At 70.0% G+C, this 13756-nt stretch carries 12 protein-coding genes and 1 tRNA gene; 5 read left to right on the forward strand and 8 right to left on the reverse strand.

The features are described 5' to 3' along the window. Positions 1 to 116 precede the first annotated feature (116 nt). The 4 genes from VM840_10750 (at position 117) to VM840_10765 (ending at position 1937) form a co-directional block, all read left to right on the forward strand. A complete protein-coding gene (locus VM840_10750; GenBank protein ID HVL82055.1) occupies positions 117 to 1055 on the forward strand; it encodes an exopolyphosphatase in 939 nt (312 codons plus the stop codon). Positions 1056 to 1080: 25 nt separating this feature from the next. After that, positions 1081 to 1164: transfer RNA gene (locus VM840_10755), tRNA-Leu, on the forward strand. An 81-nt stretch (positions 1165 to 1245) separates the two neighbouring features. Next, complete coding sequence (locus VM840_10760; GenBank protein HVL82056.1) at positions 1246 to 1680, forward strand: cyclic nucleotide-binding domain-containing protein; 435 nt, start codon at positions 1246 to 1248, stop codon at positions 1678 to 1680. A 65-nt stretch (positions 1681 to 1745) separates the two neighbouring features. Then, positions 1746 to 1937: a hypothetical protein gene (locus VM840_10765; GenBank protein HVL82057.1), complete on the forward strand. Its 192-nt coding sequence runs from the start codon at positions 1746 to 1748 to the stop codon at positions 1935 to 1937. A gap of 13 nt (positions 1938 to 1950) precedes the next feature. Here the strand turns inward: VM840_10765 and VM840_10770 are convergent, their stop codons facing one another. The 5 genes from VM840_10770 to VM840_10790 all read right to left on the reverse strand — a co-directional run bounded on the left by VM840_10770 (position 1951) and on the right by VM840_10790 (position 8810). Beyond that, positions 1951 to 2187, reverse strand: coding sequence for a C2H2-type zinc finger protein (locus VM840_10770; protein HVL82058.1), 237 nt, complete (start codon positions 2185 to 2187; stop codon positions 1951 to 1953). After that, a complete protein-coding gene (locus VM840_10775) occupies positions 2184 to 2489 on the reverse strand; it encodes an MTH1187 family thiamine-binding protein (GenBank protein HVL82059.1) in 306 nt (101 codons plus the stop codon). The genes VM840_10770 and VM840_10775 overlap by 4 nt, the downstream gene beginning before the upstream one ends. Then, the gene (gene treY, locus VM840_10780) at positions 2486 to 5026 is read right to left on the reverse strand and encodes a malto-oligosyltrehalose synthase (protein HVL82060.1); all 2541 of its coding nucleotides are present in this window, start codon (positions 5024 to 5026) and stop codon (positions 2486 to 2488) included. The genes VM840_10775 and treY overlap by 4 nt, the downstream gene beginning before the upstream one ends. Then, positions 5023 to 7140 (reverse strand): glycogen debranching protein GlgX, encoded by a 2118-nt coding sequence (gene glgX, locus VM840_10785; protein ID HVL82061.1) that lies wholly within the window; start codon positions 7138 to 7140, stop codon positions 5023 to 5025. Before glgX ends, treY begins: the two co-directional genes overlap by 4 nt. Before the next feature lie 113 nt (positions 7141 to 7253). Further along, complete coding sequence (locus VM840_10790) at positions 7254 to 8810, reverse strand: CocE/NonD family hydrolase (protein HVL82062.1); 1557 nt, start codon at positions 8808 to 8810, stop codon at positions 7254 to 7256. Positions 8811 to 8884: 74 nt separating this feature from the next. Here VM840_10790 and VM840_10795 point away from each other — a divergent pair, with 74 nt between their 5' ends. Next, on the forward strand, positions 8885 to 9400 hold the full coding sequence (locus VM840_10795; protein HVL82063.1) for a hypothetical protein: 516 nt from the start codon (positions 8885 to 8887) through the stop codon (positions 9398 to 9400). A gap of 29 nt (positions 9401 to 9429) precedes the next feature. Here VM840_10795 and treZ read toward each other — a convergent pair whose 3' ends face one another. The 3 genes from treZ to VM840_10810 all read right to left on the reverse strand — a co-directional run. Continuing rightward, positions 9430 to 11220, reverse strand: coding sequence for a malto-oligosyltrehalose trehalohydrolase (treZ, locus tag VM840_10800; protein HVL82064.1), 1791 nt, complete (start codon positions 11218 to 11220; stop codon positions 9430 to 9432). Positions 11221 to 11257: 37 nt separating this feature from the next. Continuing rightward, positions 11258 to 13330 carry a 1,4-alpha-glucan branching protein GlgB gene (gene glgB, locus VM840_10805; protein HVL82065.1) on the reverse strand — a complete coding sequence of 691 codons (2073 nt, stop codon included), beginning with the start codon at positions 13328 to 13330 and terminating at the stop codon, positions 11258 to 11260. Continuing rightward, the coding region (locus VM840_10810; GenBank protein HVL82066.1) for a 4-alpha-glucanotransferase at positions 13311 to 13756 on the reverse strand (446 nt) is incomplete at its 5' end. The genes VM840_10810 and glgB, both read right to left, overlap by 20 nt.

The raw sequence follows: 13756 nt of genomic DNA on the forward strand, positions 1-13756 counted from the left end.
AAGTGCCTCCACGCCCATTATGCCCATCACGCCGCGGTCGGCGGCAACCCCGTCGGAGAGATGGTCGAGGCGGAGATCGGTCCTCTGCTCGCCTCCCCACCGTGCGTCGAGCTGCCGTGACCCGGCTGGCCGCGATCGATGTCGGGACCAACACCACGAGGCTGTTGGTCTGTGACGTTCAGTCGTCGCTCGTACCGGTCGCGCGCGACCTCGAGGTGACGCGGCTGGGCGAGGGGGTCGACGCGTCGGCGCGTCTGGACCCGGAGGCGCTGGCTCGGACCGTCCGGCGGATCGCCTCGTACGCGGAGCGAGCCCGCGACCTGGGAGCCACGCGCGTGCGGGTGGCCGCCACGAGCGCCGCGCGCGACGCCGCAAACCGCGACGAGCTCTGTGCGGCCGTGTCCTCGGAGACCGGTCTGGAACTCGAGATCCTGGACGGCGCCGACGAGGGCAGGCTCACGTTCCTCGGCGCGACGCTCGGGTTGGGAGAGGGTCCGTTCTGCGTGGTGGACATAGGCGGGGGCTCGACCGAGTTCGTACGCGGCACGGTCGAGGCGGAGGCAGTGATCTCGGTGGACGTGGGGTCGGTACGGTTGCGGGAAAGGTGCCTCACCTCGGACCCCCCGACGCAGGGCGAGATAGGCGGTGCCCGGGCGGTCGTGGACGCCGCGCTCGTCGAGGCCGAGCGGCACGTGGGGCTCGTGGGAGACGAGACGCTCGTCGGTGTCGCGGGCACCGTGACGACGCTCACCGCGCTCGTCGCCGGGCTGCAGAGCTACGACGCGTCGCTGGTGCACCACGCCCGCCTGGCCGTCCGCGACGTGCGGGAGTGGACGCAGCGCCTGCTCTCCTTGCCGGTGGCCGATATCCGCCCCCTGGCAGCCGTCCACCCCGGACGCGCGGACGTCATCGCGGCCGGAGCGCTGATCTGGGAGCGGATCATGGACCGATGGGGGTTCGAGGAGGCTCTCGTCTCCGAGACGGACATCCTCGACGGCCTCGTCGCCGATATGGCGGGGGTGAGCGGCGGGGAGGAGATCGACGCTTTCGGCTGATGCCGCCCCGGTACCCTGTGAGACGGCCCGGGTGGCGGAACCGGCAGACGCGGGGGACTTAAAATCCTCTGCCCGAGAGGGCTTGTGGGTTCGACTCCCACCCCGGGCACGTCGCGGGGCCTGTCCGCGGGCGAGTGGTGAACGCGTAGCCTGTCCTGGTGCATGTCCGGGCGAGAACAGGAGGGCACAGGTGCCGATCAGACCGAAGGCGAACACGAAGGTCGAGCTGCTGAAGCAGGTCCCCCTGCTCGCGGCGTGCACGAACAAGGAGCTGCAGAAGATCGCCTCGCTCTGCGACGACGTGGAGGTCGAGGAGGGGAAGGTGCTCGCCAAGGAGGGAGCGCCGGGCTACGAGTTCTTCGTGATCGTAGACGGTACGGCGAAGGTCACCCTGCGCAAGCGCAAGCTGGCGGAGCTCGGGAGCGGTTCGTTCTTCGGGGAGATGTCCCTGCTCGACCACGAGCCGAGGTCCGCGACCGTGACCGCTGCGACGCCCATGCGGCTCCTCGTCCTCGACTCGGGCAGCTTCCATCGCTTCATCCGGGAGAACCCGGACGTGACGGTCAAGATCCTCAAGGGCGTCGCCCAGCGCCTGCGTGACGTGGAGAAGGGACCGAAGTACTAGACCCGTTCACAGAGGGGTTCCGGCCGGGCAACACGCAAGAAACATCACCCGCTCATGATGTCCGCATGAGCGGACGCGAGAGGGTGGTGGCGGCGCCGCTGCGTGTCGTGGCGGCGGTCCTGAGGGGTATCGATAGCGGCTCGGTGGCGAACGCAGTCGAGGCGGTGGCCGAGCCCGAACTCGACGCGCGGGTGCTGGAACGATCGCTCGCCTCACTGAGGGGACGTCACCCGGTACTCCTCCGCATCGCGCGCTGAGTACCGGATCGACTCAGGAGCCGAACTGCTCCTCGCGCTCGGAGTGGGTGCCGTGCGACCCCTGATGCTCCGCGAGCTGCTCGGGGGTGCCGAACGAGGCCTGGCACTCGGGACACACGAGCGGCGCGACCTCGTCGGTGTCCATCGCCCCGTGCGCCTCGCGCGCGTGTTCCTGCAGGGCCTGCTCGCTGGTGAACTCCTCGCCGCACCTGCACACGAACGAGGCGGTCGGCATCTCCTCCATCGTCATCCCTCCTCCGCACGTCGGACGTGCTCCTCCAGCGTGGCGACCTTCGAGTCCAGCGCCCCCGTGACGCCCGGGCGGATGTCCGCCTTGAGGACGACGCTGCACCTGGGGGCCCGGGCCAGGACGGCGTCGACCGCCCGCTTCACCACGTCCATGACCTCCTCCCACTCGCCCTCCACGGAGGTGAACATGGCGTCGGTCCGGTTCGGGAGCCCGGATGCGCGCACGACGCGGACGGCGTCGGCCACGATCTCGCCCACCGACTCGCCCGCCCCGAGCGGGGTGAGGCTGAACGCGACGATCATGGCGCTCGGTGCAGCAGGGCGACGGGGAAGCGGTCCAGCGTCTCCGAGAGACGGAGCCGTCCGTCGGCCGACTCTAGGCGTCGTCCGGTGAAGGCGTCGACCCAGCGCGTGGGCGCGCGGGACGGGAGCCTCAGGACGGTGTCTCGCCAGGCGCGCCGGCCGAGCGGCAGCCGCCCGCGGCCGAGACGGACCGTCAGCCGTGGGACCACCGCGACCACCCAAGACCGCTCGTGCTGACGGGCGAACGCCACCACGTGGTCGGCTCGGCTCCCGTCGGCGGCCAGGGCCGTGTAGCTCCCGTGATCGAAGACGGCCCGGTGGTCGAGCCGGACCTGCAGTGCTCGGTGGGTCGTATAGAGCTTGACGCGGCCGTCGGTCCATCCATCCAGCAGGTCCCGGAGCAGGGCGTCTGGGTCGTCGTCCTGGCGCTTGCGGATGTCCTCCAGCATCGACGCGCGAAGGTCGAAGTCGACCGGGCGGCGGTTGTCCGGATCGACGAGCGAAAGGGTCCACAGCTCCGTCCCCTGATACATGTCCGGGACGCCGGGGGCGGCGATCTTCAGTACGACCTGGGCCAGGGAGTTCATGGCTCCGTGCAGCGAGACGGTCGAGCAGAGGTCGGCGATGTCGTCGAGGAACGGCCGGTTGCGCGGTCCGAGCACGCGCCGGACGAATCCACGCAGGGCCTGCTCGTGGTCGGTGTCGGGGTCGAGCCAGGACGTCTCCGCCTTCGCCTCCCGGGCCGCCTTCACCATGTAGTCGGCGATGCGTCCGGAGTAGCCCTTGCGTCCCGCCGCGTCGAGGGGCCAGGTGCCGACGAGCGTCTGGTACAGCAGCAGCTCCTCGTGCGGCGAGGGGGTCTCGCCTCGCCGCAGGGGAGCGTTCATCTCCCTCCACCGGGTAGCGCGCTGGGCCCACTCCTTGGGGATCTCGGTCAGGACGTCGATCCGCGCCCGCACGTCCTCGGCGCGCTTCGTGTCGTGGGTCGACGTGGCGGAGAGGGAGGCCTCCCCGCGTCGGACCCGGTCCGCGCAGAAGCGGTGGAAGGTGTCCACCGGGAGCGCGACGTCACTCGGCTCGCCGCCCACCGCGTTTCGGCTGATCAACCGGACGTAGCGGTAGAGGGCGGTGTCCTCGTGTCCCTTCGCCATCGCCGGGCCGGTGAACTGCTGCCATCGCACGGTGAACTCGCCCGCCTCGAGCAGCATCCTCCCGAGGAACTCGGCGGCCGGACGGAGGTCCGGACGGTGCCTGATCGTGTCGCGCACGGCTCCCTCGATGCGCTCTGCGTCAGCGGGAGACATCTCGCCGGGGTTGGCGTACGTCCGGTACACGGGGAGCCAGGCGGTCACCTCGAGGAGCGCCTCGCGCAGGTCGGCCGGGTCGAGGTCGCGCGTGTGACGGTCCTGCGCGACCCGGTCGGTCACGAGGCGGAGGAGGCGGGAGACGTCCGACCCGAAGAGGTCGTCCAGCACCTGGCGCTTCGCTTCGTGGACGACCTCGGAGAAAGGACGGGCATCGCCGGTCCAGGTCTCGAACAGTCGCTGGAGGACGGGCTCGGACCGCTCGTCGGCCAGGATCGCGGCCGCCGTGTTCAGGAACTCGTACCCCGTCGTCCCGGCCACGGGCCAGTCCTCGGGGAGGTGCTCGTCCGGAGCGAGGATCTTCTCGACCACGACGTAGGCGCCGCCGGAGGCATCCCGCAGGCGGCTGAGGTAGCCGCCCGGGTCCCGCAGTCCGTCGATGTGGTCGATCCTGAGCCCGGTCACCACCCCACGGGAGACGAGGTCGAGGACGAAGCCGTGCGTCGCCTCGAACACGGCCGGCTCCTCCTGCCGGATCGAGATCAGGTCCCCGATGTCGAAGAACCGTCGGTAGTTCACCTCCCGGTTGGCGGTGCGCCACCAGGCCAGCCGGTAGGGCTGCTGCTCGAGCAGCTCGTGGAGGGCGTCGAACGACGACGGGTCGCCGGGGGTGCCGTTCAGCTCCCGGGCGTCGGACTCCCTCATCCGCCGCGTCGTGGAGGGGTCGAGCGGGAGGACGTTGTCGTAGTAGCCGAGCTTCGGCCCCTCCGCGGTCCATCGGAGCTCGAGCTCGCCGCGCTCGAGCACCTCCCCGTAGGGGCCGCCGAGGATGGGGAGGAGGATCTTCCCCCCCTGAGCGTCCCAGTCGACCGCGAAGAAGTCCGCGAACGCCGACGCGCGGCCGCGAGCCAGTACGTCGTTCCACCAGGGGTTGTGGGTGGACGCGGCCATGTGGTTCGGGACGATGTCCAGCAGCAGCCCCATCCCCAGGTCCTCGAGGCGGGCCGCGAAGGCGTCCGCATCGCGTCCGGACCCGAGCTCCGGGTTGAAGCGGGTGGGGTCCGCTACGTCGTAGCCGTGGGTGCTCCCGGGCCTGGCGGCCAGCAGCGGGGAGGCGTAGACGTCGGTGATGCCGAGGTCCCGCAGGTAGTCGCAGATCCGCGTCGCGTCCGCGAAGCCGAAGCCGGGGTTGAACTGGAGCCGGTACGTCGCGCCCGGCGGCCGGGGCCTCACGTGCCGAACTCCTCCGCGAACCGCAGGAGCACGAGCGAGTGGGCGACGAGGTTCAGGGCGCCCTTGCGTACGGGCCGGGTGCCGGGGCGAGCGGTGTTCATCACCTCCTCCCATACCCCGCGTTCCTCTGGTTTAGGCAGCGTGAAGAGTCGCGACCGCGTCCCGCCGTTCAGGAGGAGCAGGAGGGTCTGCCCGAAGACCGGACGGCCGCGCTCATCCACTTCGTCGGTGAGGTCGCCCGGCATCAGCATCCCCAGGACGTGGTTCACCGGGCTGGCCCAGTCGGCATCGGTCATCTCCTCGCCGTCCGGACGCAGCCAGTGGATGTCGCGGACCCCGCCTGCCCCCGGTCTCCCCGTGAAGAACGATCGCCGCCTGAGCACCGGGTTGGCGTTGTGGATAGCGATGAGCCGCTTCGTGAAGGCCAGCAGCTCACGGTCCGCCGGGTCGAGGTCCCAGTCGAACCACGAGATCTCGTTGTCCTGGCAGTAGGCGTTGTTGTTGCCGCGCTGCGTCCGGCCGATCTCGTCGCCCCCGAGCAGCATCGGGACGCCCTGGCTGAAGATGAGGGTGGCCAGCATGTTGCGCTTCATGCGCTCGCGCATCCGGTTCACCTGCACCGAGTCGGTCGGGCCCTCGACGCCCCAGTTGCTGGAGAGGTTGTGGTCGTGGCCGTCCCGGTTCCCCTCCCCGTTCTCCCAGTTGTGCTTCTGCTCGTAGGAGACGAGGTCGGTGAGGGTGAACCCGTCGTGCGCCGTCACGAAGTTGATCGACGCGTACGTGCGACGTCCCGACGCCGCGTAGATGTCGCTCGATCCGGACAGTCGGTACGCGAGCTCGGGCACCCGCCCCTGGTCGCCCCGCCAGAACGCGCGGACGCAGTCGCGGTACTCCCCGTTCCACTCCGCCCACCCGACCGGGAAGTTACCCACCTGGTAGCCGCCGGGTCCGACGTCCCACGGCTCGGCGATCAGCTTCGCCTGGGAGATGACGGGGTCCTGCTGGATGATGTCGAAGAAGGTCCCGAGCCGGTTCACCTCGTACAGCTCGCGCGCCAGGACGGGGGCCAGGTCGAACCGGAACCCGTCCACGTGCATCTCGGTGACCCAGTAGCGCAGAGAGTCCATGATCAGCTGCATCGTGCGCGGATGCAGCATGTTCATCGAGTTCCCGGTCCCCGTGAAGTCCATGTAGAACCGCTGGTCGTGCGGCATCAGCCGGTAGTAGGACGCGTTGTCCACCCCGCGGAGGCAGACGGTGGGGCCGAGGTGGTTGCCCTCGCCCGTGTGGTTGTAGACCACGTCGAGGATCACCTCTATCCCCGCCCGGTGGAGGGTCTTGACCATCGACTTGAACTCGTCGACCTGCCCTCCGAGCCGCCCGCACGCGTAGCGCACGTCGGGCGCGAAGAAACCGATCGAGTTGTAGCCCCAGTAGTTGGTGAGCCCCTGCTCCCAGAGGTGGCGGTCGTTGACGAACTGGTGGACTGGCAGCAGCTCGAGCGAGGTGATCCCGAGGTCCACCAGGTGGTCGACGATCGGGTCCGACGCGATGCCGAGGTAGGTCCCGCGCAGCTCGTCGGGCACGGCCGGGTGCATCATCGTCATCCCGCGCACGTGCGCCTCGTAGATGATCGTGCGGTTCCACGGCACCTTGGGCGGCCGGTCGTCCCCCCACGTGAAGGCGGGGTCGATCACCACGCACCGGGGCATGCCGGGGGCGGAGTCGCGGGGGTCCGGAGCGAGGTCCTCGCGGGGGTCCCCGATCGTGTACCCGAAGATGGCGTCCGACCACTGGACCGTCCCGGAGATGGCCTTCGCGTAGGGGTCGAGGAGCAGCTTCGCGGGATTGAACCGGTGTCCACGGCCCGGGTCGTACGGACCGTCCACCCGGAACCCGTAGAGCTGTCCGGGCCGCGCGTCCGGGAGGTAGACGTGCCAGATCAGGTCGGTCCGCTCCCGCAGCGAGACGGTCCGGGACTCCTTCGGGTCGTCCGGGTCGTCGAACAGGCACAGCTCCACCCCGGTCGCGTTCTCGGAGAAGATGGCGAAGTTGACCCCTTCCCCGTCCCAGGTGGCGCCGAGCGGGTACGGCTTGCCGGGCCAGATGCGCAAAGGTCCTCCGTCGGTCGGGTGCCTTCCGAGTCTATGCACCGGACGGGTGGGAGCCGGGGAGGCGTCCGCAGGGGGTCGTTCGGGCAGAGGGGCGCCGAGCCGCGGGGGGCGTCCTATCCGTGGACGGGTATCTCTACGTGGGAGCCGTCCGGCAGGACGGTGTTCGTCGCCCGCTGCTCGTCGGACGCCACCCACGTTGCGCTCGATGAGGCGATCACCAGTCGGAGGCGGTCCGTCGGGTCCAACGTGACATCGTCGTCGATCAGCTCGATCCGGAACGTCCGCTCCTCGCCCGGGACGAGGTCCTGCCCCGTCCCCGGCCCCTGGGGGTAGCGGGCGTTGAGGAACCCACGCGCGACGAGCCTGCGCCCAGCCGGGCCGGCCGCGACCAGGATGGCGGTGAAGTGAGTGCTCGTCGAGTCGCTGCGGGCGCGGAGGTGGACGACCGGTCTCCCCTGGATCCGGGTGCCGGGCGGCACCGGGACGTCGAGCGTCGCGTAGCGGGCCGGACCCACCCCGAGGACCATCTCGGTCTCGGTGAGCGCCGCGTGGTCGAGATACGTCACAGGGCTCCCGGACAGCGGCACGCGCAGGACGGGTCCGTCGCCCCACGAGTCCTGCTCAGGTTCGTCCAGACCGCGCGACACGTACACGGCCGGCTCGTCCTCGACGCCGTTGGGCACGCCGAGCAGCCACCGATCGAACCACCTGTCCAGGAGCGGGTTCCAGATGTGGGCAGGCGGGAGCGCGTGCGCCCACCCACCGAGCACCATCCGCTTGGGTCCGGCCAGGGCCTGGAACCAGGCCGTCCCCTCCCACGGCTTCACGTTCACGTCGGCCAGCCCGTGGGCGACGAGGGTGGGCACCTCGATCTCCGGCGCGTGGCGGAGGTAGTCGCGCTCGACCCAGAAAGCGTCGTAGTCGGGCTCCGTGTCGTAGCCGCGCAGGGTCTGCTCGACGCGGTCGCAGGGGGTCCAGCGCATCGCGATGCGCTGGGCGTCGTCCAGGGAGCCGATGGTCGGCGGGGGCAGGAAGCCGTAGGCGAACATGAAGTCGAGCGGTGTGTCCGACGGGGGGTCGAGGTCGGCGGTCGCGCCCGAGTAAACGACGCGAGCCCCGCCGTGATACGCGTACCCCCACCACCGGCTGATGGCCGAGATGGGGACGATCGTCGCCAGGTGGGGAGGGCGCTCGACGGCGGCCGCGTTGGCGGTCGTCCCGTCGTAGGAGCCGCCGATCATCCCGACGCGACCGTTCGACCACTCGCGGGTGCCGAGCCAGGTGACCAGGTCGTAGCCGTCCCGCCGCTCGTTCAGGCCGCCGTAGTCCCAGCAGCCACCCGAGTCGTGGGTGCCTCGAACGTCCGCCAGCACGTAGGCGTACCCGCGCGGGACGAACCGATGTGCGAGCCGGTTCATGATCGTCGGGAGGGGCTGCTCGTTCGCGCGGACGGACAGCGCGTTGTAGGGGCTGAGGGTGGCGATGACGGGGACCTCCGTCCCGGGCGGGACGACCGGACGCCAGATCCGCACGGAGAGCTCGACCCCGTCGCGCATCGGTACGAGCACGTGCTCGTAGGTGTGGGAGTACGGCGGGTCGGTCTGCGCGCGCGCCGGGGAGACGAGGGCGGCCGACAGGGCGACGGCGACGACGAGGACGAGCTGGCGCATGCCAGGGGGGTTCGCCGCCGAGGGGCCGCGACCTCTTCCGAGGCGAGGGACCCCCGGTCGGGTCATCCTGGAGCGTGATCACCCGACGGACGGTGACGGGCGCTGTGGCTGCCCTGGCGCTCGCCGCTGCGCTCGGGATGTGGGCCGCGTCGCGGCCCGAGCGGCTCAACATCCACACGCTCCCGGACGGCGTGACCGGGCACATGGTCGGCGGCCGGTTCGTCTACGTCGCGAAGCAGGGCACCGAGGTGTGGGCTCTGCTCCCTTACGCCCAGCACATGGGACGAGAGTTGGTCTCGTGGTGCCCGGACGAGCAGATCTTCGCGGCACCCACGCACGGGGAGATGTTCGATATCCGGGGGAGCTGGGTGACGGGCCCGGGGGTCCGGGACATGGACCGCGTGCACGTCGAGGTGGCCCCGGACGGCGACGTGCTCATCGACCCGGACCGGGTGCGTCTCGGCGACCCGGCTCCCGCCGGCGGCGGTCCGATCGTCGGGTTCCCGCGGTGCAGCGGAGGGGTGGGGCCACCCGGGAGGACGACGGTGGGGGGCGTGGTCCGCACGGTCGTGGATAGCCTCACGCAGTGAGGGCGGTTCGCATCAGGTGGGCCGTTGGTCTACGTCGTGGGGGCGGTCCAGGCGGTGAACGACCAGGGGTGCAGGGTCCAGCCGTCGTCGCCGGAGGCAGCGCCCTCGTGCGCGCCGGGCCCTCCCCATCGGGTGTCGTCGGAGGTCACCAGGAGCTCCCCGGCGGGTGCCGGGACCGCACGCGCCTGGTCCGACAGGTTGAAGCACGCCCTGACGCTCACCCCGTCTCCGCTCCGCTCGAGCCAGATCAGGTCGCCGTCCACCATGGTCTTGACGCCGCCGTGGCGGAGAGCCGGGTGTTCACGTCGAAGGCGCAACAGCTCACGGTAGAGGTCGAAGAGCTCGCGATGTCCCTCCTTGTGGCGCAGGGCCAGGTCGATGCGCGAGCGTTCGAAGGTCGTCGCGTCCGCGGGGTCCGGGACCTCCCCCTCCCATCCGAAGGAGCTGAACTCCTCGCGCCTGCCGGTCCGGACGGCTTCCAGGAGGTCGGGGTCGGAGTGGTCGATGAAGTACAGGAAGGGGGCGGTCTCGCCGTACTCCTCGCCCATGAACAGCAGGGGCACGAACGGCGAGAGCAGCATCAGTCCGGCCGCGACCCGGAGGCGGTCATGGTCGGCGAGGGCCGAGAGCCGCTCCCCTTCCGCCCGGTTCCCCACCTGGTCGTGGTTCTGGACGCAGACGACGAACCGCTCGGGGGGCAGCCCGTCGGGAGGGTTGCCGTGTCGGCGCTGACGGTGCCGGGAGTAGCGTCCGTCGTAGATCCAGCCCTTGCGTAGTGCCTCCGCGAGGTCGTCGTGGGAGCCGAAATCGGCGTAGTAGCCGTCCGTCTCGCCGGTGACGATCGAATGGACCGAGTGGTGGAAGTCGTCCGCCCACTGCGCGTCGTGGCCGTACCCGTTGTCATCCCTCCCCGTGATGACCCGCACGTCGTTCAGGTCGCTCTCGGAGACTAGGAGCAGAGGTCGGCGCAGCTCGCGCTCTAGCTCCCGCACCTCGTCGTTGAGCTCGGCCAGGAAGGGGTAGGCGGACCGGTCGACGATGCCGTGGATCGCGTCGAGCCGGAGGATGTCCACGTGGTAGTCGCGGAACCACTGCAGGGCGTTCCCCACGAAGTACCGCCGGACCTCGTCCGACCCGGCGTCGTCGAAGTTGATCGCCTCGCCCCAGGGCGTGCGGTACAGGTCGGTGAAGTACGGACCGAAGTCGCGGTGGTACGAGCCCTCCGGTCCGAGGTGGTTGTAGACGACGTCTAGGCAGACGGCCAGCCCGTGGGCGTGGCACGCGTCGACCAGACGGGCGAAACCTTCTGGGCCTCCGTAGGTGGACTGCACCGCGTAGGGGTACACCCCGTCGTACCCCCAGTTGCGGTGGCCGGGGAACTGGGCGATCGGCATCACCTCGACCGCCGTCACCCCGAGCTCCACCAGGTAGGGGATGTGCTCGATCGCCGCGTCGAAGGTCCCCTCGCTCGTGAACGTGCCGATGTGCAGCTCGTAGAAGATGCAGTCGGCCATCCGGATCCCGGTCCACTCGTCGTCTGTCCAAGCGAACGTGGCCGGGTCGACGACGGCCGAGGGGGAGTGGACGCCGTCCGGTTGCCAGCGGGAGGCCGGGTCCGGACGCTCCACGCCGTTGAGCAGGAAGGTGTAGCGGGAGCCGTGTGAGGCCTCCGTCGTAGCACGGTGGTAGCCGCGGTCCAGGGGCTCCATCGCGATCTCGTTGCCGTCCAGACGCAGGGCGACACGCTCCGCGTTCGGAGCCCATACCTCGAACCGGACCGAGCCCGGCGCGACCGGCCGGGCGCCTATGGGCGCATGCATGGGCGGGTCCCTTCCCCGACGACGAGCCCCCGAACCCTCATGCCTCGGAGCGCGCGCCCCGGAAGAGCACACACCCCAGGGGCGGGAGGGTCACGGTGAGGGACCGCGGCCGCCCATGCAGCGGCACGGGGAGGGCGTCGACGCCGCCCAGGTTCCCCTGCCCGCTCCCGCCGTAGGAGGCGGCGTCGGAGTTGAAGATCTCCTCCCACCTGCCTCCCCACGGCACGCCCACGCGGTACGAGTCCCGCAGGACGGGGGTGAAGTTGCAGCAGACGAGGACCGCCTCATCGGGGTCGCGGCCCTTCCGCAGGAAGGTAAGGACGCTCCCGGATGCGTCGTTCGCGTCCACCCATTCGAAGCCGGCCGCATCGCAGTCGAGCTGGTGCAGGGGCGGCAGGTCGCGGTAGAGCCGGTTCAGGTCGCCCAGGAGCCGCTGCAGCCCCTGGTTCGGCTCCCGCTCGAGCAGGTGCCACTCGAGCTGAGAGTCGTGGTTCCACTCGGACGGCTGTCCGAACTCGGCTCCCATGAACAGGAGCTTCTTGGCCGGCGTCGTCCACATGTAGGAGAGCAGCAGGCGCAGGTTAGCGAAGCGCTGCCACTCGTCGCCCGGCATCTTGCCCAACAGCGACCCCTTGCCGTGGACGACCTCGTCGTGCGAGAGCGGGAGGCAGAAGTTCTCCGTGAACGCGTACAGGCTCCTGAACGTCAGGTTGTTGTGGTGGAAGCGGCGGTGTATCGGGTCGCGCTGGAAGTAGTGGAGCGTGTCGTGCATCCACCCCATGTCCCATTTCAGCCCGAACCCGAGGCCGCCCACGTAAGTGGGCCGGGAGACGCCCGGCCAGGCGGTCGACTCCTCCGCATAGGTCTGGACGTCCGGGTGGTTGGCGTACACGTCCTCGTTGAACCTGCGCAGGAACTCGATAGCGTCGAGGTTCTCCCGGCCGCCGTGGACGTTGGGGATCCACTCGCCCTCCTTGCGCGAGTAGTCGAGGTAGAGCATGGACGCCACCGCGTCCACCCTCAGGCCGTCGGCATGGAAGGCGGACAGCCAGTGCATCGCGCTGGACAGGAGGAACGAGCGCACCTCGTTGCGCTGGTAGTTGAAGACGTAGGAGTTCCAGTCGGGGTGGATCCCCTGGCGGGGGTCGGCGTGCTCGTACAGGTGCGTGCCGTCGTAGAAACCGAGCGCCCACTCGTCGGTGGGGAAGTGGCTGGGCACCCAGTCCAAGATGACGCCGATGTTGTGCTGGTGCAGGTAGTCGATCAGGTACATGAAGTCCTGGGGCGTGCCGAAGCGGCTCGTGGGAGCGAAGAAACCCGTGCACTGGTAGCCCCACGATCCGAAGAACGGGTGCTCCATCACCGGCAGGAGCTCAACGTGGGTGAATCCGAGCCTGGACACGTGCTCGGCCAGCCTCGGCGCGATCTCACGGTAGGACAGGCTGTGCCCGGTGTCGTCGTGCCGCATCCAGGACCCCAGGTGCACCTCGTAGATCGACTGGGGCGCGTCGATCGAGTTCCGGTGCGCTCGGCGCTCCATCCACTCCTGGTCGTTCCACTCGTACTCGAGGTCCCACACGATGGCGGCCGTCTTCGGCGCCACCTCGTAGAAGAGGCCGTAGGGGTCGGTCTTGTCGGCCGAGTAGCCACCGTGCCGCGAGGCGATGTGGAACTTGTACAGGGCTCCCTTCCCAACGCCGGGGACGAACCCCTCCCATATCCCCGACTTGCCCCGCGCCCCCAGCGGGTGGGCGCCGGGACCCCATCCGTTGAAGTCGCCCACCACCGACACGTACTGGGCGTCGGGGGCCCACACGGAGAAGTGGGTGCCCTCCGTCCCGTCCACCACGAGCGGGTGCGCCCCCATCCGCTCCCCCAGGCGCGAGTGCGTCCCCTCGTTGAACAGGTACAGGTCGTCGTCGGTCAGGACCGAGACGTCGGTCCAGACCGGACCCGAACGCTTGCGGGTGGGCCGCTTCGCCGCCGGCGCCTTCTTCGTGGCGGCTGTGCGGCGGGCCGGCTTCGCCCCGCCTTCGGCTGGGGGCTTGCGGGTCCTGCGCTTGGGCGTCTCCGCCGGCTGTCCGGCGTCGTCAGGTGTCCGGTCGGTCATGGTCGGCACCCTTTCGTTCTCGAAGATCGTTCAACTCCTGGAGCCTCCTCAGCACCTCCGTGTCGTGCCGGAAGGCCTCCGTGGACAGCGCCAGGCGCTTGCGCCACGACGGGTACTCCTCAGCTATACCCGGAACGTTCTGGGGATCACGCTCCCCCCACAGGTCCTCGATCGAGACGACGGCGGTCGCCGCGTCGCTCGCGCCCAGGGTCTTGATGCAGGCGTCCATCGCGCTGGCGGCGTCGGGGTCGTCGAGGCCCCAGGTCTCGGCCAGCTTCTCGCGCACAGCCGCGCGCCCCTTCCGCTCATCGTCCGCCTGGCCTTCGTCGAGGATCTCCAGCTCCACCCTGTCGTCGACGTCGTCCGCATCCCACCAAGCCGCGAAGGGCCACATGTCGTGGGTGTTCGGGCTGGCCATGGAGGCCC

It is taken from the genome of Actinomycetota bacterium (assembly GCA_035540895.1).
Classification (GTDB): Bacteria; Actinomycetota; JAICYB01; order JAICYB01; family JAICYB01; genus DATLFR01.

Coding starts and splice junctions, on each gene's coding strand:
- treZ (HVL82064.1), bottom strand. CDS start 11,220: ATGCATGCGCCCATAGGCGCCCGGCCGGTCGCGCCGGGCTCGGTCCGG.
- VM840_10770 (HVL82058.1), bottom strand. CDS start 2,187: ATGACGATGGAGGAGATGCCGACCGCCTCGTTCGTGTGCAGGTGCGGC.
- glgB (HVL82065.1), bottom strand. CDS start 13,330: ATGACCGACCGGACACCTGACGACGCCGGACAGCCGGCGGAGACGCCC.
- VM840_10765 (HVL82057.1), top strand. CDS start 1,746: ATGAGCGGACGCGAGAGGGTGGTGGCGGCGCCGCTGCGTGTCGTGGCG.
- VM840_10790 (HVL82062.1), bottom strand. CDS start 8,810: ATGCGCCAGCTCGTCCTCGTCGTCGCCGTCGCCCTGTCGGCCGCCCTC.
- VM840_10775 (HVL82059.1), bottom strand. CDS start 2,489: ATGATCGTCGCGTTCAGCCTCACCCCGCTCGGGGCGGGCGAGTCGGTG.